Source organism: Curtobacterium sp. MCLR17_031 (assembly GCF_003234775.2).
In the GTDB taxonomy this organism is placed as follows: Bacteria; Actinomycetota; Actinomycetes; order Actinomycetales; family Microbacteriaceae; genus Curtobacterium; species Curtobacterium flaccumfaciens.
Genome location: NZ_CP126270.1, coordinates 3,539,714 through 3,564,506, shown reverse-complemented (window position 1 = coordinate 3,564,506; position 24,793 = coordinate 3,539,714). Strand labels below are relative to the sequence as shown.

General features: G+C 68.5%; 18 protein-coding genes. 17 read left to right on the top strand and 1 reads right to left on the bottom strand.

Annotated features, from left to right (window positions below; genetic code table 11):
- The first annotated feature begins 244 nt into the window (after window positions 1-244).
- From DEI96_RS16855 to rpoC, 3 genes are all read left to right on the top strand, one after another.
- A complete protein-coding gene (locus DEI96_RS16855; RefSeq protein ID WP_111023274.1) occupies window positions 245-889 on the top strand; it encodes a hypothetical protein in 645 nt (214 codons plus the stop codon).
- 402 nt (window positions 890-1,291) lie between these two features.
- On the top strand, window positions 1,292-4,780 hold the full coding sequence (gene rpoB / locus DEI96_RS16850) for a DNA-directed RNA polymerase subunit beta (protein WP_111023275.1): 3,489 nt from the start codon (window positions 1,292-1,294) through the stop codon (window positions 4,778-4,780).
- A 44-nt stretch (window positions 4,781-4,824) separates the two neighbouring features.
- Complete coding sequence (gene rpoC / locus DEI96_RS16845; protein ID WP_110863230.1) at window positions 4,825-8,706, top strand: DNA-directed RNA polymerase subunit beta'; 3,882 nt, start codon at window positions 4,825-4,827, stop codon at window positions 8,704-8,706.
- A gap of 129 nt (window positions 8,707-8,835) precedes the next feature.
- On the opposite strand, the gene DEI96_RS16840 is transcribed toward rpoC, so the two are convergent.
- Complete coding sequence (locus DEI96_RS16840) at window positions 8,836-9,231, bottom strand: VOC family protein (protein WP_071245506.1); 396 nt, start codon at window positions 9,229-9,231, stop codon at window positions 8,836-8,838.
- Window positions 9,232-9,632: 401 nt separating this feature from the next.
- On the opposite strand from DEI96_RS16840, the gene DEI96_RS16835 reads away from it, so the two are divergent.
- From DEI96_RS16835 to DEI96_RS16770, 14 genes are all read left to right on the top strand, one after another.
- Window positions 9,633-11,300 (top strand): GspE/PulE family protein, encoded by a 1,668-nt coding sequence (locus DEI96_RS16835; protein WP_111023276.1) that lies wholly within the window; start codon window positions 9,633-9,635, stop codon window positions 11,298-11,300.
- Window positions 11,297-12,913, top strand: a complete 1,617-nt coding sequence (locus DEI96_RS16830) for a type IV pilus twitching motility protein PilT (protein ID WP_284183618.1) — start codon at window positions 11,297-11,299, stop codon at window positions 12,911-12,913. Before DEI96_RS16835 ends, DEI96_RS16830 begins: the two co-directional genes overlap by 4 nt.
- A complete protein-coding gene (locus tag DEI96_RS16825) occupies window positions 12,913-14,145 on the top strand; it encodes a type II secretion system F family protein (RefSeq protein ID WP_111023277.1) in 1,233 nt (410 codons plus the stop codon). The genes DEI96_RS16830 and DEI96_RS16825 overlap by 1 nt, the downstream gene beginning before the upstream one ends.
- A 185-nt stretch (window positions 14,146-14,330) precedes the next feature.
- Window positions 14,331-14,753, top strand: a complete 423-nt coding sequence (locus tag DEI96_RS16820; RefSeq protein WP_276542140.1) for a type II secretion system protein — start codon at window positions 14,331-14,333, stop codon at window positions 14,751-14,753.
- Between the two features lie 88 nt (window positions 14,754-14,841).
- A complete protein-coding gene (locus DEI96_RS16815) occupies window positions 14,842-16,185 on the top strand; it encodes a prepilin-type N-terminal cleavage/methylation domain-containing protein (RefSeq protein WP_111023278.1) in 1,344 nt (447 codons plus the stop codon).
- Window positions 16,185-16,838, top strand: coding sequence for a PilW family protein (locus DEI96_RS16810; RefSeq protein ID WP_111023279.1), 654 nt, complete (start codon window positions 16,185-16,187; stop codon window positions 16,836-16,838). Before DEI96_RS16815 ends, DEI96_RS16810 begins: the two co-directional genes overlap by 1 nt.
- Complete coding sequence (locus DEI96_RS16805) at window positions 16,835-18,703, top strand: hypothetical protein (RefSeq protein WP_181440530.1); 1,869 nt, start codon at window positions 16,835-16,837, stop codon at window positions 18,701-18,703. The genes DEI96_RS16810 and DEI96_RS16805 overlap by 4 nt, the downstream gene beginning before the upstream one ends.
- Complete coding sequence (locus DEI96_RS16800) at window positions 18,700-19,563, top strand: prepilin peptidase (RefSeq protein ID WP_502866287.1); 864 nt, start codon at window positions 18,700-18,702, stop codon at window positions 19,561-19,563. The genes DEI96_RS16805 and DEI96_RS16800 overlap by 4 nt, the downstream gene beginning before the upstream one ends.
- A 59-nt stretch (window positions 19,564-19,622) precedes the next feature.
- The gene (gene pilM / locus DEI96_RS16795; RefSeq protein WP_111023281.1) at window positions 19,623-20,675 is read left to right on the top strand and encodes a type IV pilus assembly protein PilM; all 1,053 of its coding nucleotides are present in this window, start codon (window positions 19,623-19,625) and stop codon (window positions 20,673-20,675) included.
- A complete protein-coding gene (locus DEI96_RS16790) occupies window positions 20,672-21,448 on the top strand; it encodes a PilN family protein (protein WP_111023282.1) in 777 nt (258 codons plus the stop codon). Before pilM ends, DEI96_RS16790 begins: the two co-directional genes overlap by 4 nt.
- 1 nt (window position 21,449) lies before the next feature.
- The gene (locus tag DEI96_RS16785) at window positions 21,450-22,160 is read left to right on the top strand and encodes a hypothetical protein (RefSeq protein WP_111023283.1); all 711 of its coding nucleotides are present in this window, start codon (window positions 21,450-21,452) and stop codon (window positions 22,158-22,160) included.
- 161 nt (window positions 22,161-22,321) lie between these two features.
- Window positions 22,322-22,915 (top strand): CBU_0592 family membrane protein, encoded by a 594-nt coding sequence (locus DEI96_RS16780; RefSeq protein ID WP_502866286.1) that lies wholly within the window; start codon window positions 22,322-22,324, stop codon window positions 22,913-22,915.
- A 27-nt stretch (window positions 22,916-22,942) separates the two neighbouring features.
- On the top strand, window positions 22,943-23,458 hold the full coding sequence (locus DEI96_RS16775) for a DUF6121 family protein (protein WP_111023285.1): 516 nt from the start codon (window positions 22,943-22,945) through the stop codon (window positions 23,456-23,458).
- 37 nt (window positions 23,459-23,495) lie between these two features.
- Window positions 23,496-24,737, top strand: coding sequence for a hypothetical protein (locus tag DEI96_RS16770; protein ID WP_181440531.1), 1,242 nt, complete (start codon window positions 23,496-23,498; stop codon window positions 24,735-24,737).
- Window positions 24,738-24,793 lie beyond the last annotated feature (56 nt).

Sequence of the window (24,793 nt, the reverse complement as noted above, 5' to 3'; positions counted from 1 at the left end):
TGCGTACCGTTGACGCCTGTCGTCACGACGCCAGAGCGTCGATGCGTGTGTGCCCCACACACCACGCGTCCGCCCGGACACCGTGACCACGACGTGCCCGTGAGCGCCCCCACCGCTCGAGCGTGCGCGCCGTCGGCGTGCTGCTGCGCGCCACCCCTCCGGCCACCCGCGCGCGCTGGCCGTCGAACGCACCGCACCCGATGACGAGTGCACCACTGCTGATCCGCCGCAGGAGACCTCCGTCATGACCGCCGACACCATGAGCGTGCCCACCGCACGCCTCGCCGACCCGGACACCCGCCGGTCCGGGACCCGGCCCACCCGGGTGATCCGGGCCTCCCGGCCGTCCCGTGCCGCCCATCCGTCCAGCGCCGCCCTGCCGTTCCGCGCCTCTCTGCCGTTCCACGCCGACCGCGAGACGGCACCGACCTGGATGCGGGTCGTCGGCACGGCGCTGCTCCTCGGCGGTGCCGGGCTGTCCGCCGCCGTGCTCGGCTGGCCCGGAGACGCGCCGGAGGTCGCCCTGCTGGTGCCGGCCCTGCTCGCCGTCATCCTCGGGGCGCTGCTCCTGCTCGCCCGGGCCGGGTTCACCGTCACCGAGCGGCACGTGACCCTGCACTTCCGTCCGCTCCCGCCGCGGCGCATCCCGCGCCGGCGGATCACCGACGTCCGCCTGGTCGAGGCGGACGCTGCCACCTACGGCGGTGTCGGCCTGCGGATCCGTCGTGGCGAGCGTGCGCTCATCCTCACGCCGGGGCTCGGGATCGAGCTCACGGACGACCGGGGCCGGGTGACGTTCGTCCGCACACGTCGCCCGGAGGACGCGTTCCGTGCGCTGGCGGGACTGCCGGGAGGCGCGGATCGCGTCGAGCGCGAGCGCCTGGGCTGAGCAGGGACCCGGCTGAGCAGGGACCCGGCTGAGCAGGGGAATGGAAGCGGCGTGTGGCGGCTTATACACGCCACTGCCGAATCCGGTCAAGCCGGGACTGGACAGCGCGCCACGGAGCGAACTATGATGACAGTTCGCGCTCCCTGGCATCCGTGTCGTCATATTGCGGTCGACGCAGAGTTCTGAGACAGAAACTCATCTCGCCCTGGTGCAGCCGGACCCGTATATGGCGGCGGGTACCGCTCACGGAGATCATCCCACACGTGCACCGACGTTCCGCGTCAAGGCACGCGTCGGCGTGGTCGCAGGGCTTGCATCTCAGGGTTCGCCGAGCGATCAATCCACTCACCTACACACTGCTCGTCAGTGTCGGCCCGACGGGGCCTACCGGAGGTCACACCCTTGGCTGCTGCGCCCAACGCATCCACCAACCCCAAGAACGGTCGCAACCACTCGCGACTCTCGTTCGCCAAGATCACGGACACCCTCACGGTTCCTGATCTGCTCGCACTCCAGACGGAGAGCTTCGACTGGCTCGTCGGCAACGACGTCTGGAAGGCCCGCCTCGCCGAAGGGCAGGAGCAGGGTCGTACCGACCTCGCGCTGCACTCGGGGCTCGAGGAGATCTTCGAGGAGATCTCCCCGATCGAGGACCTCGGCGAGACCATGCAGCTCTCGTTCACCGCGCCGGAGCTCGAAGACCCGAAGTACTCGATCGACGACTGCAAGGAGCGCGGCAAGACCTACGCCGCTCCGCTGTACGTCAACGCCGAGTTCATGAACCACATGACGGGTGAGATCAAGACGCAGACGGTCTTCATGGGCGACTTCCCGCTCATGACCGAACGCGGCACGTTCATCATCAACGGCACCGAGCGCGTCGTCGTGTCGCAGCTCGTCCGTTCGCCTGGCGTGTACTTCGAGCGCCAGCAGGAGAAGACCTCCGACAAGGACATCTACTCGGCGCGGATCATCCCGTCGCGTGGTGCCTGGCTCGAGTTCGAGATCGACAAGCGCGACCAGGTGGGCGTGCGCATCGACCGCAAGCGCAAGCAGTCCGTGACCGTCTTCCTCAAGGCCCTCGGCCTGACGAGCGAAGAGATCATGGACGAGTTCCAGGGCTTCGCGTCGATCGAGTCGACCCTCGAGAAGGACGCCGTCCTCACGAAGGAAGAGGCGCTCAAGGACATCTACCGCAAGCTCCGTCCGGGCGAGCAGGTCGCTGCCGAGGCCGCGCGTGCGCTCCTCGACAACTTCTACTTCAACCCGAAGCGCTACGACCTGGCGAAGGTCGGCCGCTACAAGGTCAACCGCAAGCTCGGCATGGACGCCCCGCTGTCCGACTCGGTGCTCACCGTCAAGGACATCGTCGCGACGATCAAGTACCTGGTGTCGCTGCACGCTGAGCGCACCACGATCGACGGCGTCCGTGACGGCGAGCCGGTGCAGCTGCGCCTCGACGTGGACGACATCGACCACTTCGGCAACCGTCGCATCCGCGCCGTCGGCGAGCTCATCCAGAACCAGGTCCGCACGGGTCTGTCCCGCATGGAGCGCGTCGTCCGCGAGCGCATGACCACGCAGGACATCGAGGCGATCACGCCCCAGACGCTCATCAACGTGCGTCCGGTCGTCGCCGCGATCAAGGAGTTCTTCGGAACGTCCCAGCTGTCGCAGTTCATGGACCAGAACAACCCGCTCGCGGGCCTGACGCACAAGCGTCGTCTCTCGGCCCTCGGCCCGGGTGGTCTGTCCCGTGAGCGTGCCGGCGTCGAGGTCCGTGACGTCCACCCGTCGCACTACGGCCGCATGTGCCCGATCGAGACCCCGGAAGGCCCGAACATCGGCCTGATCGGTTCGCTCGCGTCCTTCGGTCGGATCAACTCCTTCGGCTTCATCGAGACCCCGTACCGTCGCGTCGTCAACGGCGAGGTCACGAAGACCATCGACTACCTCACCGCTTCGGAAGAGGACGAGTTCGTCGTCGCGCAGGCCAACGCCCCGCTGACGAACGACTTCCACTTCGCCGACGACAAGGTGCTCGTCCGCAAGAAGGGTGGCGAGGTCGAACTCGTCGCCAAGGACGAGGTCGACTACATGGACGTCTCCCCGCGCCAGATGGTGTCGGTCGCGACGTCGCTCATCCCGTTCCTCGAGCACGACGACGCGAACCGCGCCCTGATGGGTGCGAACATGCAGCGTCAGGCCGTCCCGCTGCTCCGCTCCGAGTCGCCGCTCGTCGGCACCGGTATGGAGGGCTACACGGCCATCGACGCCGGCGACGTCGTCACCGCCGACAAGGCCGGTGTCGTCTCCGAGGTCTCGGCCGACGCCGTCACCCTGCAGCTCGACGAGGGCGGCACGCAGACCTACTACCTGCGCAAGTTCGACCGCTCCAACCAGGGCACGAGCTACAACCACCGCGTCATCGTCTCCGCAGGCGAGCGCGTGGAGCAGGGTGAGGTCATCGCCGACGGTCCCGCGACGGAGAACGGCGAGCTCGCGCTCGGCAAGAACCTCCTCGTCGCGTTCATGCCGTGGGAGGGCTACAACTACGAGGACGCGATGATCCTGTCGCAGAACCTCATCAAGGACGACACGCTCTCCTCGATCCACATCGAGGAGTACGAGGTCGACGCCCGCGACACCAAGCTCGGCAAGGAGGAGATCACCCGTGACCTCCCCAACGTCAGCCCGGACCTGCTGGCCGACCTCGACGAGCGCGGCATCATCCGCATCGGTGCCGAGGTCCGCCCCGGCGACATCCTCGTCGGCAAGGTCACGCCGAAGGGCGAGACCGAGCTGAGCGCCGAGGAGCGTCTGCTCCGTGCCATCTTCAACGAGAAGTCGCGCGAAGTCCGCGACACCTCGCTCAAGGTGCCCCACGGTGAAGAGGGCACGATCATCGGCGTCAAGGTGTTCGACTCGCAGGACGGTGACGACGAACTCGGCTCTGGTGTCAACCAGCGCGTGGTCGTCTACATCGCCCAGAAGCGCAAGATCACCGCGGGTGACAAGCTCGCCGGTCGTCACGGCAACAAGGGCGTCATCTCGACCATCCTCCCGGTCGAGGACATGCCGTTCCTCGCCGACGGCACCCCCGTCGACATCGTCCTCAACCCGCTCGGCGTCCCCGGCCGCATGAACTTCGGCCAGGTGCTCGAGATCCACCTCGGGTGGCTCGCCAAGCAGGGCTGGAACGTCGAGGGCATCCAGGAATGGGCCGAGAACCTGCCGGAGGCAGCGCACAGCGCCGAGCCCGGCACCAAGGTCGCCACCCCGGTGTTCGACGGTGCGTACGAGCGCGAGATCGAGGGCCTCCTCGACTCGACCCTCCCGAACCGCGACGGCGAGCGCCTGATCGGCTCGTCGGGCAAGGCGCAGCTCTTCGACGGCCGCTCCGGCGAGCCGTTCCCGGAGCCCGTCTCGGTCGGCTACATGTACATCCTCAAGCTGCACCACCTGGTCGACGACAAGATCCACGCGCGTTCGACCGGTCCGTACTCGATGATCACGCAGCAGCCGCTGGGTGGTAAGGCGCAGTTCGGTGGACAGCGATTCGGTGAGATGGAGGTGTGGGCGCTCGAAGCGTACGGCGCCGCCTACGCCCTCCAGGAGCTCCTGACGATCAAGTCCGACGACATCCTCGGCCGCGTGAAGGTCTACGAGGCGATCGTCAAGGGCGAGAACATCCAGGAACCCGGCATCCCCGAGTCCTTCAAGGTCCTCATGAAGGAGATGCAGTCGCTCTGCCTGAACGTCGAGGTCCTCTCGGCCGACGGCCAGGCGGTCAGCCTGCGCGACAACGATGACGAGGTCTTCCGCGCTGCGGAGGAGCTGGGCATCAACATCTCCTCGCGGTTCGAGTCGTCCTCTGTCGACGACATCTGATCCCGCCCGTACATCGAAGCCTGAATCAGCAAGAGAGAAGAACATTGCTCGAAGCAACTTCCTTTGACGCCATTCGGATCGGCCTCGCAACCGCCGAGGACATCCGTCAGTGGTCGTACGGCGAGGTCAAGAAGCCGGAGACCATCAACTACCGCACCCTGAAGCCCGAGAAGGACGGTCTGTTCGGCGAGCAGATCTTCGGTCCTTCCCGCGACTGGGAGTGCGCCTGCGGCAAGTACAAGCGTGTCCGGTTCAAGGGCATCGTCTGCGAGCGCTGCGGCGTCGAGGTCACCAAGTCCTCGGTCCGTCGTGAGCGCATGGGCCACATCGAGCTCGCTGCCCCCGTCACGCACATCTGGTACTTCAAGGGCGTCCCGTCGCGCCTCGGGTACCTCCTCGACATGGCGCCGAAGGACCTCGAGAAGGTCATCTACTTCGCGGCGTACATGATCATCGACATCGATGAAGAGGGCCGTCACGCGGACATGCCGGGTCTCGAGAACGAGATGCGTCTCGAGATCAAGACCCTCGAGGGCCAGCGCGACTCGATCATCGCCGACCGCCTCAAGAAGCTCGAGGACGACCTCGCAGCCCTTGAGGAAGAGGGTGCGAAGGCCGACGTCAAGCGCCGCACCAAGGACACCGCCGAGAAGGAGATGTCCCAGGTCCGCAAGTCGTTCGACGAGGACATCACCCGTCTCGAGCGTGTGTGGGAGGACTTCCGCAACCTCAAGGTGGGCGACCTCAAGCCCGAGGACGCCGTCTTCCACGAGCTCCAGGACCGGTTCGGGATCTACTTCGACGCCTACATGGGCGCCGAGGCGATCAAGCTCCGGCTCGAGGCGTTCGACCTGGCCGCCGAGGCCGAGGCGCTGCGTCTGCAGATCGCCGAGGGCAAGGGCCAGAAGAAGATCCGCGCGATTAAGCGTCTGCGCGTCGTCAGCTCCTTCCTCGCCACCGGCAACTCGCCGGCCGCGATGGTGCTCGGCGTCGTGCCGGTCATCCCGCCGGAGCTGCGCCCGATGGTGCAGCTCGACGGTGGCCGTTTCGCCACGTCGGACCTCAACGACCTCTACCGTCGTGTGATCAACCGCAACAACCGTCTCCGCCGCCTGCTCGACCTCGGTGCCCCCGAGATCATCGTGAACAACGAGAAGCGCATGCTGCAGGAAGCCGTTGACGCGCTGTTCGACAACGGTCGTCGTGGACGTCCGGTCACGGGTACCGGCAACCGTGCCCTGAAGTCCCTGAGCGACATGCTCAAGGGCAAGCAGGGTCGTTTCCGCCAGAACCTGCTCGGCAAGCGCGTCGACTACTCGGGCCGTTCGGTCATCATCGTCGGCCCGCAGCTGAAGCTGCACCAGTGCGGTCTGCCCAAGCAGATGGCGCTCGAGCTCTTCAAGCCGTTCGTGATCAAGCGCCTGATCGACCTGTCGCACGCGCAGAACATCAAGTCGGCCAAGCGCATGGTCGAGCGTTCGCGTCCGCAGGTGTGGGACGTGCTCGAGGAGATCATCCGCGAGCGCCCCGTGCTGCTGAACCGTGCGCCGACGCTGCACCGTCTGGGCATCCAGGCGTTCGAGCCGCAGCTCGTCGAGGGCAAGGCCATCCAGCTCCACCCGCTCGTGTGTGCTGCGTTCAACGCGGACTTCGATGGTGACCAGATGGCCGTGCACCTGCCGCTGTCGGTCGAGGCCCAGGCCGAGGCCCGCATCCTGATGCTCGCCTCGAACAACATCCTGAAGCCGTCCGACGGCCGTCCGGTGACCCTGCCCGCACAGGACATGATCATCGGTCTGCACCACCTGACGACCGTCCGCGAGGGCGCCGTCGGTGAAGGCCGTGCGTTCTCCTCGGTCGCCGAGGCGATCCTGGCCAACGACCAGCACACGCTGCACCTCAACGCGATGGCGAAGATCCGCATGACGGGTGTCCACTTCGCCGAGGGTGAAGCTCCCGAGGGCTACGAGCAGGGCGACACCGTGCTGCTCGAGACGACCCTGGGCCGTGCGCTCTTCAACGAGACCCTGCCGGCGAACTACCCGTTCGTCCAGAAGGTCACCGACAAGGGTGTGCTGTCCGCGATCGTCAACGACCTCGCCGAGCGCTACTCCAAGACCGAGACGGCCGCTGCGCTGGACCGGATCAAGGACGCCGGCTTCTACTGGGGCACCCGCTCCGGTGTGACCGTCGCCCTGTCGGACGTCGTGACGCCTCCTCGCAAGAAGGAGATCATCGCGGGCTACGAGATCCAGGCCGCCAAGGTGCAGGGCGAGTTCGACAAGGGTCTGATCACCGACTCCGAGCGTCGCGCCGACCTGATCAAGATCTGGACCGAGGCCACGAACGAGATCGCGCAGGAGATGCGCGACAACTTCCCGGTCGACAACACCATCAACCGCATGGTGTCGTCCGGTGCTCGTGGTAACTGGCTCCAGGTCCGCAACATCGCCGGTATGCGTGGTCTGGTGAACAACCCGAAGGGTGAGATCATCGCCCGCCCGATCATCAACTCGTACCGCGAGGGCCTGACCGTGGCGGAGTACTTCATCGCCACCCACGGTGCTCGCAAGGGTCTTGCCGACACCGCGCTCCGTACCGCGGACTCCGGGTACCTCACCCGTCGTCTCGTGGACGTCTCGCAGGACGTCATCATCCGCGAGGACGACTGCGGCACGACCCGTGGCCTCGAGCTGCCGATCGCGACCGTGGACGCCGACGGCAAGCTCGTCCGCGACCCGCGCGTCGAGAACACCGTGTACTCCCGCACCCTGGCCACCGAGGCCGTGGACGCACAGGGCACGGTCGTGGCAGAGGCTCGCGAGGACGTCGGTGACGTGCTCCTCGAGAAGCTGCTGGCAGCCGGTGTCGAGAGCATCAAGGTGCGCTCGGTCCTGACCTGCGAGTCGGCCGTCGGTGTCTGCGCGAAGTGCTACGGCCGTTCGCTCGCCACCGGCAACCTGGTCGACATCGGTGAGGCAGTCGGCATCATCGCCGCGCAGTCCATCGGTGAGCCCGGTACCCAGCTGACGATGCGTACCTTCCACACGGGTGGTTCGGCCTCGGCCGACGACATCACCCAGGGTCTGCCGCGTGTCACGGAGCTCTTCGAGGCGCGTACCCCCAAGGGCGCGTCCCCGATCGCCGAGGCCCCCGGCCGCGTCGTGGTCGAGGACACGGACAAGGGTCGTCGGATCATCCTCACGCCGGACAACGGCGACGAGCCGTTCATCTACCCGGTGCTCAAGCGTGCGACGCTCCTCATCGAGGACAACCAGCACGTCGAGCTCGGCGAGCAGTTCATCGCCGGCACCGTCGACCCGAAGGAAGTCCTCCGGGTCAAGGGTGTCCGAGAGGTCCAGAAGCACCTGGTCAACGGTGTGCAGGACGTCTACGGCTCGCAGGGTGTGCCGATCCACGACAAGCACATCGAGGTCATCGTCCGCCAGATGCTCCGCAAGGTCACCGTCGTCGACCACGGCGACACCGACCTGCTGCCGGGTGAGCTCGTCGACCGGTCGCGCTACAACGCGCTGAACCGTGCGGCGCTGCAGGAGGGTCGCAAGACCGCCTCGGCTCGCCAGGAGGTCATGGGCATCACGAAGGCGTCCCTCGCGACCGAGTCGTGGCTGTCCGCCGCTTCCTTCCAGGAGACCACCCGCGTGCTCACGCAGGCGGCCATGGAGGGCAAGCAGGACCACCTCGTCGGCCTCAAGGAGAACGTCATCATCGGTAAGCTCATCCCCGCCGGGACGGGCCTCAGCCGGTACCGTGACGTGGACGTGAACGCGACCGAAGAGGCGAAGGCGGAGCGGTACCCCAACCGCATCTTCGCTGACGACTCGTCGTTCTCGGACGCCGACCTGAGCTTCGTCGACTTCGACAGCTTCTCGTCGGACGACTTCACGCCGGGCACGTACAACTGAGCCTGATGTGATCCCACGAAGGCCCCGTCTCCGCAAGGAGGCGGGGCCTTCGTCGTGTCGTCACCACGTGACGGCCTGGAGGCACGGTGCGGGGCCGCCACGGGCGTCCCGTCCGCCGTGGGGTCGCGGCTAGAGCGCGCGGCCGGCGCCGTTGTCGCGGCCGGAACCGCGTCCGGTCTCGTCGACCAGCGAGAACAGGCTCAGCACGTTGCCGTCGGGGTCGCGGACGTCGAACCAGTCGACCGCCCCGTCGACGCACTCGACGGGGCCGATGTCGATGCCGAGCGCGCCGATGCGTGCGTGCTGCGCGGCGACGTCGTCGACGCCGAAGCGGACGCTGACCGGGTTCTCCTCGGCCTGCTCGTCGACGTAGAGCTGGATCCAGATGCCGCCGACCTCGTACTCGGCGACGCCGTCCTCGGGCTCGAGGTCCGGCTCGGTGCGCTCGAAGACCGCGCCGTACCAGAGGCAGGACGCCTCGATGTCGCTGACGGGCAACCCCACGGTCACGCTCGTGATGTCCATGTCTCATCATGTGCCCGGGTGGGGGCGCGCGTCGAGAGGGATTCCGCGGCGCCGCGCTGTCCGGCCCCTGTCGGACGGCGGCCTCGTTCCTCCACACCCCCGTGCGACGCCGACGTTCTCCACGGACTGCTCGCCATGGCTCCGGGAGCCGTGCGGGGTCCGGGAGGCTGGCGGACATGCACCCTCCGAGGACCACCGCGAACCGGCCGAAGCGTCCCCCGGACCGGGGCCGAACCGGTCGTGGACCCCAGTTCTGGGTGCAGCCGGACCCCCTCCGCCCCCTCTTTCTGGGACTGCGGTCGGCGAGGGCCCCAGAAGTAGCGTGGTCGGGCGCCACATCCCTGGTGGCGCATCACCCGACGACGTCTCGCCGTGCGCGAGTCCAAGGAGGCACGGGACTCATGGCGACCCTGTCCGAGATCCTCATCCTGAACGGCGCCCTGCCCATCGAGCACCTCGATGCGATGACGGGTGACGAGGACCTCGACGAGCGCGCCATCCGCGGCCTGGTCGACCAGGGCGTCGTGAGCGAGGCCCAGTTCATCACCGCCCGGGCCGCGTCGAACAACTCACGCACCGTCCCGCTGAGCGACTACCCCGTCGACGGCACCGCGGTGTCGATCCTGCCGGCGGCCCTGTGCCGGCGCCACGGTGTGCTCGGCGTCGGGTTCGAGGGCGACCTGCTCATCCTCGCGATGGTGAACCCCACGAACGTGCTCGCCATCGACGACGCCCGGACGGCATCCGGTCGCGCGATCAAGCCGCTGCAGGTCGAGGAGCGTGACCTCGTCGCTGCGCTCGACCGGTACCTGCGCGCCGACGACGAGCTCAACGACCTGACGTCGTCGCTCGAAGAAGAAGCGTCGACCACCTCGAAGGCGCAGATCGACATCGCCGACGGCGCCCTCGACGACGTCCCGATCGTCCGGTTCGTGAACCTGCTCGTGTCGCAGGCCATCCAGGACCACGCGTCCGACATCCACATCGAGCCCGGCGAGCACGAGGTCCGGATCCGGTACCGCATCGACGGCGTGCTGCACGAGATGGCGCCGGCGCCGAAGAACATCCAGAACGGCGTGATCAGCCGCCTGAAGATCATGAGCGACATCGACATCGCCGAGCGTCGCAAGCCGCAGGACGGCCGCATGTCCGTGCGGCACGGCGGCCGGCAGATCGACCTCCGCGTCGCGACGCTGCCCACCGTGTGGGGCGAGAAGGTCGTCATGCGGATCCTCGACAACACGAACACCTCGCTGACCCTCAAGGACCTCAACCTCCTCGAGCAGAACTTCCAGGCGTACCAGCGGTCCTACTCGAAGCCGTACGGCATGATCCTGGTGACCGGTCCCACCGGTTCGGGCAAGTCGACGACGCTGTACACGACCCTCAACGCCGTGGCGAAGCCCGAGATCAACGTCATCACGGTGGAGGACCCGGTCGAGTACCGGATGGCCGGCATCAACCAGGTGCAGGTCAACCCGAAGGCCGGCCTGACGTTCGCCTCCGCGCTCCGCTCGATCCTCCGGTCCGACCCCGACGTCGTGCTCCTCGGTGAGATCCGCGACCACGAGACCGCCCAGATCGCGATCGAGGCGTCGCTGACCGGGCACCTCGTGCTCTCGACCCTGCACACCAACGACGCCCCGTCGGCCGTGACCCGCCTGACCGAGATGGACATCGAGCCGTTCCTGGTCGGGTCCGCCCTCGACTCCGTCGTCGCCCAGCGACTCGCACGCCGGCTGTGCGACCGGTGCAAGGCGCCCGCCGTGTACGAGATCGAGCAGCTCCGGGCGCTCGGGTTCCTGGCCCCCGGCGACGAGATGCCGGCGTTCTTCGCCCCGGTCGGCTGCGCCGTCTGCTCGAACACCGGCTACCGCGGCCGCATCGCGCTGCACGAGGTCATGACCGTGACCGAGGAGATCGAGCGGCTCGCCGTCGGTCGTGCCTCGAGCGCCGAGATCAGCCGCGTCGCCCAGCAGCAGGGCATGCTCACGCTCCGCCAGGACGGCTTCGAGAAGGTCAAGCTCGGCATGACGAGCGTCGACGAGATCCTGCGCGTCGTCGCGTGACCGGGGAACAGGACGAGCAGATGACCGACTCCGTGTACGACATCACCATGCCCGGCGACGAGCCCGTCGCCGGATGGCACCCCGGCACCCCGGGCGCCGAGGTCGGCTCGCGCCGTGCCGCGCGTCTGGCCGCGGCCGCCGCTGCCCCGCCCGAGCAGGTCTACGACCTGACGGACGACTCGGCGGTGTGGCCCGCGCCCACCGGCACGGCCGTGGCGAGCCCGGTTGCCGGGCCCGTGGGTGGTCCGGTCGCTGCGCCCGTTGCGCAGTCCGCCACCGCTCCGGCGACGCCGCCCGCCGCGGTGCCGTCCTCGACCGCCACCTACGGGTACGCCGAGCCCGCGACCCAGCAGCTGCCGGCCATCGCCTACAGCGGCGCGCACCACGCCGCACCGCCGGCACCTGCTCCGGCACCCGCCGCGGCCTCGGCCGGTGACATCGACTTCGCCCGGCACGCACGCGAGGTCGCGGACCCCGACCTCATCACCGCACTCGCACAGGTCGTCTACCAGGGGGCCTCAGACCTGCACGTCACGGCCGACGCCCCGCCCACCGTCCGCGTCGACGGCTCGCTCCGGCCGGCCGTACCCGGAGGCGCGTGGTCCCGTGGCAAGGTCATCGCGGCACTCAAGACGCTGCTGTCCGTCGAACAGGCCGGGCAGTTCGACCACGACCAGGAGCTCGACTTCGCGTACTCGCTGTCGCCCGAGTACCGCTTCCGCGTGAACTACTACCAGCAGCGCGGCAACTGGGGCGCGGCGTTCCGCATCATCCCCACCAGGATCAAGACGCTCAAGCAGCTCGGCATCCCCGCGCACGTCGGCGACTTCGCCGGCCTGCCCCGTGGACTGGTCCTCGTCACCGGTCCGACCGGTTCGGGCAAGTCGACCACCCTCGCCGCGCTCATCGACCTGGTCAACGAGAGCCGTGCCGACCACATCGTCACGGTCGAGGACCCGATCGAGTTCATGCACGACCACAAGCGGTCGATCATCAACCAGCGCGAGGTCGGCGCCGACACCCACTCCTTCGCCTCGGCGCTCAAGCACGTGCTGCGGCAGGACCCCGACGTCATCCTGATCGGTGAGCTCCGCGACCTCGAGACCATCTCCGTCGCGCTCACCGCCGCCGAGACCGGCCACCTGGTGTTCGCCACCCTGCACACGCAGAGCGCACCGGGCACGATCGACCGCGTCATCGACGTCTTCCCGCCGCACCAGCAGGGGCAGATCCGCACCCAGCTCGCGGCCACCCTGCAGGGCGTCGTCTGCCAGACCCTCGTGCCGAAGGCCAACGGCGTCGGCCGCGTCGTCGCCACCGAGATCATGACGATCACCCCGGCCATCGGCAACCTCATCCGCGAGGGCAAGACCTACCAGATCACCTCCGCCATGCAGGCCGGCCGTGACCTCGGCATGCACACCATGGACCAGGACCTCGCCGAACTGGTCAACGTCGGCACCATCTCGCGCAAGGCCGCGATGGAGAAGGTGCACGACGAAGAGGGCTTCGACCGGCTCGTCCAGCGCGTCGAGTCCCCGTCCGACTCCTCGGCCGCCGCGATCGCCGCCAGCGGCATCGACTTCGGCGACAAGTTCTCCGGAGGCTACTGATGTCACTCGCGTTCGACTACCGCGGGCGTGACGGCGCCGGCAAGCTCGTCAAGGGTCGCCTCGACGCCGCGTCCGAGGGAGCCGTCGTCCAGCGCCTCCGGGGAATGGGCGTCTCACCGATCGCCATCACCGAGGCCAAGGCCGGCACCGGGCTCCAGACCGAGATCAAGATCCCCGGGTTCGAGAAGGGCGTCGGCCTCAAGGACCTCGCGATCATGTCGCGGCAGGCCTCGACGATGCTCACCTCGGGGCTCTCGCTCCTGCGGACCCTGACGATCCTGTCCGACCAGACCGAGAACAAGAAGCTCAAGGACATCCTCGGCAAGGTCCGCGACGACGTCGAGCGCGGCGTCTCGTTCTCCGATGCCGTCGCGAAGTACCCGGTCGACTTCCCGCCGATCATGATCAACATGATCCGTGCGGGGGAGACCGGCGGGTTCCTCGACCAGGCCATGGACTCCATCGCGACGAACTTCGAGAAGGAGCACAAGCTCCGCTCGACGATCAAGTCGGCGATGACCTACCCGGTGGTCGTGCTCGTGATGTCGCTGGTGGCGGTCGCCATCATGCTCATCTTCATCGTCCCGATCTTCCAGGACATGTTCTCGTCGCTCGGCGGCACGCTCCCGCTGCCGACGCAGATCCTCGTGACGCTGTCACACGCCATGCGGTACGTCGCGATCCCGCTCGCGATCGTCGTCGTGCTGGCGTGGCTGTGGTGGCGAGCGAACAAGAACACCGAACGCGTCCGAGCGTTCATCGATCCGATCACCCTGAAACTGCCGGTCTTCGGCCCGCTGCAGAAGAAGATCGTCATTGCTCGGTTCGCTCGCAACTTCTCGAACATGATCGGCGCCGGTGTTCCCATTCTGCAGGCATTGCGGATCGTCGGGGAAGTGTCGAACAATTTCGTCGTGAAGCGCGCGCTCGACAATGTCGCAGAGGCGGTGCGGAAAGGTGAATCAATCGCGGTGCCGCTCGCCGCACAATCGGTTTTCCCGGCAATGGTGACGCAGATGGTCGCGGTCGGTGAAGACGCCGGATCCCTCGAGATCATGCTCGAGAAGATCGCGGTGTTCTACGACGCCGAGGTCGAGGCGACCACCGACGCGCTGACTTCGCTGATCGAGCCGCTGCTCATCGCGTTCCTGGGGGTGGTGGTGGGCGGGATGATCATCGCGCTCTACATGCCGATCTTCCAGATCACCAACGTCGTGCAGAACGCTTCCTAGCCATTCCACCCCCATGCGGGGGCATTGTCGATATCGACCCTCCCCCGCACTGGGGGTGTTTTGTGCCCAGCATGGCCCCCGTTCTCGGGATTGGCCGCTCGATGTGTCCCCAATACGCTGATCTGCGGCGGCCGAGCAAGCCCCGAAATCATTTCCCCGACATTCCCCGCAGAATGGAAACAACCATGTACTTCGCTCTCATGGGCAAGCTCGACGCTCGCCGCAAGGGTCTCCTGAAGGACGGCGAGAAGGGCTTCACGCTCATCGAGCTCCTCGTCGTCGTCATCATCATCGGCATCCTCGCCGCGATCGCCATCCCGGTGTACATCGGCGTGCAGAACAACGCGAAGGACTCGGCAGTCAAGTCCGACGTCACCAACGCGAAGACCGCCGTGGTGAGCATCGCGACGTCCGGCACCGGCGCCTTCCCGGACACTGCCGACCTCACCACCACGGACTACAAGAACGCCGGGGCGACCAAGAGCTCGAACACCACCGCGATCACGTACAAGAAGACCACCGACGGTTTCTGCATCCAGGGCACGAGCTCGACCAACAAGACCTTCGTCGCCAACGAGACCGACGGCGTGAAGGCCGGTACCTGCTGACACTCGCTGTGAACCGTGTGGGCGCCGCCTCGTCGAGGCCGGCGCCCACACGAGCATCGGAACGACCACTCCATCCAGAAGGGACGCCATGATCTCGCGCATCGCCGAGCGACTGCGTTCCGCACGGGACAACGAGGACGGCTTCACCATCATCGAGGTGATGGTCGCGATGACGATCTTCGCCCTGATCGCCGCCGGGATCGCCGCCGGTATCGCCGCTTCTCTCGTGCTCTCGAAGGACACCCGTGCTCGAGAGGTCGCCTCGACGATCGCGATGGAGGACATCGACGACCTCCGGGACACCCCGAGCATCTTCAACGTGAAGAGCGGGACAGACCAGAAGAAGGTCGGTGACCAGGTCTTCGACCTGACCCGCAAGGTCTCGTGGACCCGGTCGTCCGGCGCGGCCACCGCCTGCGGCACGGGCGTCGGCAGCCTGTCGTACAAGGCCGTGACGGTCACGGTGCGGTGGAAGACCAGCGCTGCAGCGTCCGGGACCCAGCAGGTCGAGATGTCGAGCGCCATCGCTCCACTCACGAACATCAACTCGGACACAACGGGCTCGATCCTCGTCGGCGTGACGAACGCGAACGGGATCGGCGTCTCCGGGATCGTGCCGACCGTGAGCGGTGGCCCCGCCGGGGTCACGTTCCCGGCGACGGACGCGGAGGGCTGCACCTACGTGGCCGGCGTCGCGCCGGGGACCTACAAGGTGTCGGTCGCCCGCACCGGGTACATCGACTCGACCCAACAGCCGAGTCCGTCGTCGCAGTCGGTGACGGTGTCGGTCGGGAGCTCCGGTGCCGCTGCCTTCACCTTCGACAAGGTGACGACCTACTCGTTCAAGTACGTGACCTCGCCGGCCTCGTCCGCGATCCTGCCGACGAACCTGCCCTTGTCGATCACCAACGGGACGTCGGGCACGACCGTGTTGAACCCCGCCCCGACGAGCGCGGCCCTGTTCCCGTTCCCCTCGGGGTACCAGGCGGTGGCCGGTCTGTACTCCGCAGACGTGTCGTCCGACGCCGCAGCGACCTGCCTGGGCCCGGAACCAGGTGCCTGGACGACCGCCAACAAGGCCGGCAAGAAGGGGACGGCGACGGAGTTCAAGGACGCGACCGGGCCGATCCCGATCAGCATGGGCGCGATCACGCTCGCCAAGCCGGACAAGGCGCTCTTCATCACCGCGAAGACCACGACAGCCGTGAACGGCGATCCCGGCTGCGCGAAGGGGATGACCCTGAGCTTCCCGAAGCCGACGTCCGACAGCATGACGATCGCCCTGCCGTGGGGAACCTGGAAGCTGTTCGCGGGGGGCACCGCGGGCGCGGCGACGACGCCGCTCGCGCTCACCGCCACCAACACCGCGATGGTCAGCAACGGCGCCGTCACCGATGGCGTCGTCCTCGTGGACCCGAGGCCGGCCAGCTGATGCGCGCGCTCATCCGTCGTCTGCGTGGCGATCAACGCGGGATCACGCTCGTGGAGCTCCTCGTCGCCATGCTCGTGACGTCGCTGCTGCTCACCCTGGTCGGGAGCTTCTTCGTGTCCATCTCGAAGGCGCAGCGCACGGTGTCCTCGGTCAACGACAGCACCCGACAGGGCACCACGTCGATGACGCAGCTCAGCCGGTACCTGCGTGAGGCCTCGCGGTGGCAGGTGAGCAAGACGGTCAGTGCGCCCGCGTTCGTGAGCGCCACTGGCCGGAGCGTGCAGTTCTACTCGGGCGTCGACCTGTCGAGCGCACGGGCCGGGCTCACCAAGGTGACGGTCGACGTCGTGTCGAACCGACTGCGCATGCAGCTGCAGCGGGGCGACTGCCCGGCCAGCGGGTACTGCACGTTCACCGGCGCCACCCGGACGCTGTGGCTCGCCGACGTGGTCCGGGCAGGCACGCTCTTCTCGTACGTCAACGCGGACGACGGTCCCGTGTCCGCGCCGGCGAATGCCACCTACGACACGATCCGGTCCGTCCGCGTGGCGCTGACCGTGGGGTCGACGGGCGGCGTCACCGTCAACGACAGCACGTTCCAGGCCACCATCAACCTGCGCAACCTCGACTACGGCGCAGCCACGGAGTCATGATGCTCATCCGGATCCTCCGAGGCCTGCGTGCCCGAGACGACGAACGCGGGGTCGCCCTCGCGGCCGTCATCGGGATCGGTGCGGTGCTCATGATCGTGCTGTCCCTCGTCGTCGCCACCGCGACGAGCGGTGCGACGAAGGCGACGACCGACACGAACTACAACAAGGCGATCGCGGCCGCGTACGCGGGTCTCTCCGACTACCAGGGCCGCCTCGCCGCCGACAACGCCTACGTCAAGTACGGCGTGCGCACCGCGTTCTCGTCGACGAGCACGTACACGGCAGATCCGGCGAACAAGGCCTTCGGCACCACGAAGGACGGCTCGTGGGCGAACGTGGTCGGGAGCACCGACCAGTCCTACCGGTACGAGGTCGACAACTCCGACTACTCGACGACCGGCAAGGTCCGCCTGCGCGTGACGGGGAAGGCCGGTGCCACGACGAGGACCATCGTCGTGGACCTCCGCGGCGACGGCTTCGTCAACTACCTGTACTTCACGAACTACGAGTCCCAGGACCCGAGCCTGACGAACGCCGGCTGCGTCTCGAACCATCGCAACGACGACGACTGGAGCTCCAGCAGCAGCTGTGAAGCCGTCACGTTCGCCGGCGGTGACGTCCTCGACGGGCCGGTCCGGTCGAACGACGTCATCACCGCCTGCGGAGCGACGTTCAACTCGAGCGTGCAGGACACGGGGCCCGCCGACTTCTTCTACACGAGCAAGGCGACGACCATCGACTCCGCCTGTCGCTCGTCCACGAAGTTCATCAGCGGGAGGATCAAGAACGTCGGGACGCTCCCCATGCCGAGCACCAACGCGAACATGAAGCAGGAGGCACGGACCGACATCCCCGAGAAGGTGGCGAAGCCCGGGTGCCTGTACACCGGTCCGACGTCCATCACGTTCCTCGCCGGGGGCAAGATGCGCGTGGTCTCGCCGTGGACCATCTCCACACAGGTCAAGGGCAACGCCAACGGCAGCGCCATCGCACCGGGCCCGGGGAACGACGCCCTGTGCGGCTCGGTCGCTGCCCTCCGGGGAACCGGTGCCGTCGTCCCCACGCTGCCCGCGAACCTGGTCTACGTGCAGAGCGTGCCGTCGACGGTCGGTGACCCGAACTACTGGGCGTCCAGCGCCACACCGTCCGGTACGGTCAACGGGACCGTGAACGCGGGTTCGCCGGTCTACTGCCAGCAGACGGTCAAGTCGGGGACCTCGACGACTTCGGACTACGGCAACGGCCTGGGGTACCCGCTCAACGGCGAGTTCACCGGAACGCGCGGGGACGCCGGGTACTACGGGTGCCGCAGCGGTGATGCCTTCGTGTCCGGATCCTTCGGCGGACAGATGACCCTCGCCGCGGAGAACTTCCTGTACGTGACCGGGAACATCGTCTACCAGAACGGCCGGACCTCCGACGACATGCTCGGGCTCGTCGGGCAGAAGGCGGTCTCCGTCTACAACCCCGTGTCGTGCTCCAGCTACTCCGGCTGGTCGAACACGGTGTGCAACACGGGCAGCAGCTCCTACTCGACGAACACGGCGCCGACCAAGAACATCGAGATCGACGCGGCCATCGCCAGCAACCTCGGCACGTTCAACGTCCAGAACAGCCAGTACGGGTCGAACCTCGGCGTCCTCACGATCTACGGATCGATCGCCCAGCAGTTCCGCGGCTCGGTCCGCACCTCGTACGGCAACGGCCTGCTGACGGGGTACGCGAAGGCGTACTCGTACGACAGCAGACTCAAGTCCTCCGCCCCGCCCAAGTTCCTGCAGCCCGTGTCGACGACGTACGGCGTGACGACCGAGACCGAGTCGGCCACGGCCTTCCGCGCCGACGGCACCCCGACGGGGAAGTGACCGTGGCGTCCTTCGCCTCGGTGGCGCCCCTCGTCGCCGCGCTGGTCGGTGTGCTCGGTCTCGCGATCGGGTCGTTCCTGAATGTCGTCGTGTACCGGGTGCCCGCAGGCATGTCCGTCGTCGCGCCCGCCAGCTCCTGCCCCGGATGCGGTCACGCGATCCGAGGTCGCGACAACGTCCCCGTCGTCTCCTGGCTCGTCCTGCGCGCCCGGTGCCGCGACTGCGGCGCGCCCATCTCGGCCCGGTACCCGCTCGTCGAAGCCGCCACGGGCCTCCTGTTCGTCGCGGTGACGCTGCTCTCGGTCCTCGCACCGTGGTCGCCGCTGGCGGCGCCGAACGGCGTCCCCGGATCGATCCACGGAGCGGTCCTGCTCGTTGCGCTCCTGTACCTGATGGCGATCAGCATCTCGTTGACACTCATCGACCTCGACACCCACACGTTGCCGAACCGGATCGTGCTGCCGGCCTACATCGTGCTGCCCGTGCTCCTGCTGGCGGCGTCGGCGGTGACCGGCGACTGGGGTGCCGCGCTCCGGGGGCTCATCGGCCTGGTCGTCCTCGGCGGCACCTACCTCGCGCTCGCGCTGGCCGTGCCCGGCGGGATGGGGCTCGGGGACGTCAAGCTCGCCGGCGTGCTCGGCCTCGTGCTGGCGTACCTCGGATGGGGACCCCTCGCAGTGGGTTCTTTCGCGGCGTTCCTGCTCGGAGGTACCTTCGCAGTCGTCCTCCTGGTCGTGCGCCGGGCGGGCCGTCGCAGCGGGATCCCGTTCGGCCCCTGGATGCTTGCGGGTGCCTGGCTCGGCATCGCCGTCGGCGCCCCCGCATGGGCCGGCTACCTGCGCCTCCTCGGACTCGCCTGACGCCTCGTCGCGCGCTGACCCACCAGACCGACCCGAAGACGGTCACGGAAGGACCACCCATGTCGAAGAGCATCGTGGGCGTCGACATCGGCGCCGCCGCGATCCGTGCTGTCGAGGTCCAGGACGCCGACAAGCCGAGACCGACGATCCTGCGGTTCGCCGAGGTGCCCGTGCCCCCGGGCGCGACGAAGCAGGGGGAGGTGCTCGAGCCCAACACGGTCGCGGGTGCGCTCCGACAGCTCTGGTCGCTCGGGCGCTTCCGCTCGAAGGACGTCGTGCTCGGCATGGGCAACCAGCGCGTGCTGTCGCGCGACCTGACGGTCCCGAAGGCCCCCATCGCGCAGATCCGTGAATCGTTGCCCTTCCAGGTGCAGGACATGCTCCCGGTGCCCGTGGGCGACGCCATCCTCGACTTCTACCCGACCAGCGAGGAGACGGGGGAGAACGGCCCCACCGTGAGCGGTCTCCTCGTCGCCGCCGTGAAGGACGCCGTGCTCGCCAACGTCCGTGCGGTCCAGAACGCCGGGCTCAGGCCGGTCGGTGTCGACCTCATCCCGTTCGCCCTGGCACGTGTCCTCGCGCCGTCGAACCGGCCGGGCACCGTGGCCATCGTCGAGTGCGGCGGCAACACGACGACCGTCGTCATCGTCACCGACGGCGTCCCGAAGTTCGTCCGCATCGTGCCGACCGGCGGCGACGACATCACGCGGCTCCTCGCCGGTCGGCTGACGATCGACGAGGGAGCGGCCGAAGCCGTCAAGCGCCACCTGGGCATGGATCCGGAGCGGGCACGGACCGGCGACGACGCGCTCGCGGTCGCGGCGGTCCGCGAGACGATGGGCGAACTCCTCTCGAGTCTCCGCAACACCGTCAACTACTTCGTCAACACCCACCCTGCCGAGCCCGTGGGCGAGATCCTGCTCTGCGGCGCTGCAGCTGCGCTCCCCGGTTTCGCCGCAGCGCTCTCGGAGTTCACCCGGACGCCCGTCCGGTTCGGGGCGCCGTTCGCCAACGTCGCGCTCGCGAAGTCCATCCGGGTCGAGGACCTGCACGCGCACGGCGCATCGATCGCCGTGGCATGGGGACTCGCCGCGGGAGGGAAGGCAGCATGAGCCAGTCGACCAAGTCGAAGCCCTCGCGCTCTGGGCGGAGTCGCCGTCGAGGAGCAGCGCCCGACCCGGCCCTGCGTGTCGCCGCCGAGACCGCGGAGCGCGTCAAGCGTCAGCGTCCGACCACCCCCAGCGAGATCGTCGTCGGGGGCCGCCCCAGTGTCGACCTGCTGCCCACCGAGGTCCTCGCCGACCGACGCAGCAGCCGTGTCGTCCGTCGGATGTGGGCGGGCGTCGTCCTCGTGGCGATCGTGGTCGGGATCGCGACCGCCGGAGCCAGCCTCCTGTCCAGCCAGGCGCACGACGACCTGACCCACGCGCAGGACGAGACCCTGTCGCTCCTGCAGCAGCAGGCGAACTACCGCGAGGTCCGGGACACGGAGGCAGGTACCGCGCTGCGTGAAGCCGCGCAGTCGGTCGGCGGGGCGACGGAGATCGCCTGGCAGCCGTACCTCGCTTCGCTGAAGGCATCGCTCCCGGCGGGAGTCGAGATCACCGGGGTCGCGATCGACTCGGCCACGCCGCTGGAGACCTACGCGCAGGCCGACACCCCCCTCCAGGGGCAGCGTGTCGCGACCCTGACCATCGACGCGCAGAGCCCGACGCTGCCGTCCGTCCCGTCGTGGCTCGATGCCGTCAAGGGGCTCAAGGGCTTCGTCGACGCGACCGCGAACTCGGTCACGCTCGACCCGACGACCGGCACGTACACGGTGAACATGACGATCCACGTCGACCAGGCCGCCTTCGACGGCAAGTACCAGGACAAGGGCGAGTGAGATGACCCGCAACCGACTCAACATGCTCCTCGCCGTCGTGGCGATGGTCGTGGTGGCCCTCGCGGGGTTCTTCCTCGGTGTGCAGCCACATCTCGCACAGGCCGCGAGCGACCGTACCGACCAGGTGTCGGTGGACGCGACGAACCGGACGACGGCGGCGGAACTCGCGCGGCTCAAGGACCGCGCGAAGTCCCTGCCGGCGATGAAGGCGGAACTCGCGGAGCTCACCACCTCGGTGCCCTCGAGTGCGAACATGTCCTCCTTCTACGGCGCAGTCGACGGCGTCGCGGCCCGGGCGGGTGTGAAGGTGTCCGCGATCACGACGTCCGACGCTGTGGCCTACACCGCTCCCGTCGCGGCCTCGACGGCCGCGGGCACCGAGGACTCGTCGGCCTCCGCGACGGACGAGGCGACGCCCGAGCCGACCGCGGCATCCACCGGCGCCGCGACGGCGCCCGTGACCGACCCGGCGATCTCGGCCGCGAACTTCTCGGCCATCCCCGTCTCCGTGTCGGTCGACGGGTCGTTCGACCAGGCCCTGTCCTTCGTCGGCGGCATGCAGGACGGCGCTCGACTCTTCCTCGTCACAACGGTGTCGTCCTCCATCTCGCAGGACTCGACCGACCCGGCCGCGGCGGCTGCGACGACGTGGACGTTCGGTGGCTACGTGTACGTCCTGACCGCCGGCTCGAACACGGCTGCGAAGGGCTGACCCGACCCCCGCGGACTGGGGTCGGCCGCGCCACGCCGACCCCACTTCCGCGACACCCGTCGTTGTGATTACGATGCACCAGGCGCCGTGATCGCGGCTGCTCATCCCCTCTCGAACGGTCGGCTCGAATCGGCCGTTCCTCGTCGTGCCCGGAGTCGCGCGTGTTGGTCGGAATCGTGGAATTCCTCGGTTGGTTCGGTGCGGTAACCGTTCTAGCTGGTTACATCTTGTTCTCTACCGGCAAGATCCCGAACGGCCCGCTCTACCAGCTGTTCAACCTGGTCGGCGGCCTCGCGGTGGCCATCAACGTCGCCGCGCACCACGCCGTCCCCTCGACCATCGTCAACGGGATCTGGGCGATCGTCGCCGTCGTCGTCCTGGTGAAGATGGGCCGGGCGCGCCGCGCGGCGAAGCGCGACGGATCCGCGTCCACCGAGCCGCCGGTCCTGCACGCTGAACCGGCCGCGACCACGGGGGTCCTGCCGGTCATCGGCCCGGCGCTGCGTGACCACGAGCCGGACTGCACCGCCGAGGCGGACGCCGCCACGGGCCTCCAGTCCGACGTCCCGACGGACGCGACGGACGAGACGGCCGCGACGATGCCGGATTCCGCGCCCGCCCCCATGACGGAGACCGTCCCGATCATCACGGCGACGATCGCGCTCGCCCTGGTCGCCGCAGCGCAGGAGCAGTCCGACCGGGCGGACCGTCGCGAGCACGCGGACGACACGGACCACGCCGAACCCGCTCGCTGACCAGCCGGTCGGCGATACGATCGGCGCATGTCCCGGTGGTTGATCGCGACGATGACGTCGGTCCTCTTCATCGCGCTCGTGATCGCCGTCACGGGCTTCGAAGCCCTGCTCGCCGACGTCGAGGTCATCTCGCAGCCCGACGCCACCCCGTACCTCGGGCCCGCGATGGTGGTCGGTGGCGCGGTGGTGGTCTTCCTCGCGACCGCGGCCGGCGTGCGCGACGGCAACCCCGGGGTCACCGCGCTGGTGGCCGCAGCGACGGTCTACCTGGTCATGCTCGGCGTCGGAGCCGTGGGCTACGCGCTCGTCCGCTCGGACGCGACGGAGCTCCTCGTCTTCCCCGCGGGCTACGCCCTCGGGCCGTTCGTGGTCGGGTCCGTCGTGGTGGCGCTCCTGTCGGTGCTCGGTGGGATCACGATGGCTCGCCACCAGGTACGGACCGGCGGAGGCTCGGGCGCGGCCGGGACGGCGCGTCTGGACCAGCCCGACGAGCGCTCCGGGCCAGACCGGACGAACGCGGGCGAGGAACCCGCCGGACGGTAGTGTTCGCAGGGCACGACGCACACGCAACGGGGGAACGATGAGCGACCAGCACGCGCAGGATCCGGACCAGCAGGGCGGCTGGGGTGCCGTCCCGCCGGTGGCCTCGATCCGTGGAACCGACGGAACGTCCGGGGCAGCGGCCCAGGGGTTCGGTCCGGGTCCCGGCGCAGGAGCCCCCGGATTCCCCGGGATGCCCGGGGTGCCCGGGGTGCCCGGGGTGCCCGGGGTGCCCGGACCGGTGCCGCAGCGTCGTCGCCGGAAGCTCCGCCGCGGTCAGCTCATCGGCATCATCTCGGGCGGCACGGCGGTCGTCCTGCTGCTCGTGGCCGGTGTCGTCGGGTACTCGGTCGGCTCCTCCTCGCACTCGGCGGACCGCCCGGTGCGGGCGTTCCTCGACGACCTGACGGCCGGACGCGTGGCCGATGCCCTCGACGACGCGGGCATCGAACGCGAGAAGACCGACGTGCTGCTCGGCGAAGCCGCCTACGCGAAGGCATCGGACAAGGTCACGGGCTACCGCGTCGCCGCGACGCGCACGGACGGCGACACCGCGACGGTCCGCGCGTACCTGCGCCAGGGCGGTCAGGACGTCGCTGCGACCTTCACGCTGGACAAGACCGGGACGGACTGGGGTGTGTTCCCGATCTGGGAGCTGCAGGCCCCCGAGCTCGGATCGGTCGCCGTCACCGTGCGTGGGCCGTCCGGTGCGGCGGTCACCGTCGCCGGCCGGAACGTGAAGACCGCGAAGGACGGCACGGTGAGCCTCCGTGCGCTGCCCGGCACGTACGACGTCGCCTTCGACGGCGGCAAGTGGACCACGGCCCGTGGGGGATCGGCGAGCGTCAGTGGGTTCGGGCGGTCGACCTCGACCCCGGTGCAGATGACCACGACCCTGACCACCGCCGGGCAGCAGGCCGCCAAGCGGGCGGTGGACGACTGGGTGGACGGCTGCATCGCCTCCACCGACGCCGCCCCCGCCGGGTGCAGCTTCTACGCGTACGGGCAGAACCCCGCGTACACGTACTCGAACCAGAAGTGGACGCTCGAGACGCGGCCGACGGTCCGGGTCGGCAGCTGGACGACGAACGGCTGGTTGATCACGACGACGGCGCCCGGCCGGGCGAAGTACACGGCCGACATCTCGGGTGCTGCCGGCACCGGGACGGCCTCTGCGGGGCCGCTCAACGTGAACGCGAGCGGGTACGTCACGGGCTTCTCGAGCGACGGCGCCACGTTCCGCTCGGCAGTGGGCAACGGGTCGTCCGACACCGGCTCATGACGGTGTCGGTTCCCGGGGTGACCCGGATTGATTTCGTCCCGTTACGCGGGTAGTCT

Bases quoted from the DNA above. Each gene is read 5' to 3' on its own strand.
- DEI96_RS16855 (WP_111023274.1), top strand. From the start codon at position 245: ATGACCGCCGACACCATGAGCGTGCCCACCGCACGCCTCGCCGACCCG.
- DEI96_RS16840 (WP_071245506.1), bottom strand. From the start codon at position 9,231: ATGGACATCACGAGCGTGACCGTGGGGTTGCCCGTCAGCGACATCGAG.
- DEI96_RS16835 (WP_111023276.1), top strand. From the start codon at position 9,633: ATGGCGACCCTGTCCGAGATCCTCATCCTGAACGGCGCCCTGCCCATC.
- DEI96_RS16825 (WP_111023277.1), top strand. From the start codon at position 12,913: ATGTCACTCGCGTTCGACTACCGCGGGCGTGACGGCGCCGGCAAGCTC.
- DEI96_RS16820 (WP_276542140.1), top strand. From the start codon at position 14,331: ATGTACTTCGCTCTCATGGGCAAGCTCGACGCTCGCCGCAAGGGTCTC.
- DEI96_RS16815 (WP_111023278.1), top strand. From the start codon at position 14,842: ATGATCTCGCGCATCGCCGAGCGACTGCGTTCCGCACGGGACAACGAG.
- DEI96_RS16810 (WP_111023279.1), top strand. From the start codon at position 16,185: ATGCGCGCGCTCATCCGTCGTCTGCGTGGCGATCAACGCGGGATCACG.
- DEI96_RS16805 (WP_181440530.1), top strand. From the start codon at position 16,835: ATGATGCTCATCCGGATCCTCCGAGGCCTGCGTGCCCGAGACGACGAA.
- pilM (WP_111023281.1), top strand. From the start codon at position 19,623: ATGTCGAAGAGCATCGTGGGCGTCGACATCGGCGCCGCCGCGATCCGT.
- DEI96_RS16790 (WP_111023282.1), top strand. From the start codon at position 20,672: ATGAGCCAGTCGACCAAGTCGAAGCCCTCGCGCTCTGGGCGGAGTCGC.
- DEI96_RS16785 (WP_111023283.1), top strand. From the start codon at position 21,450: ATGACCCGCAACCGACTCAACATGCTCCTCGCCGTCGTGGCGATGGTC.
- DEI96_RS16775 (WP_111023285.1), top strand. From the start codon at position 22,943: ATGTCCCGGTGGTTGATCGCGACGATGACGTCGGTCCTCTTCATCGCG.
- DEI96_RS16770 (WP_181440531.1), top strand. From the start codon at position 23,496: ATGAGCGACCAGCACGCGCAGGATCCGGACCAGCAGGGCGGCTGGGGT.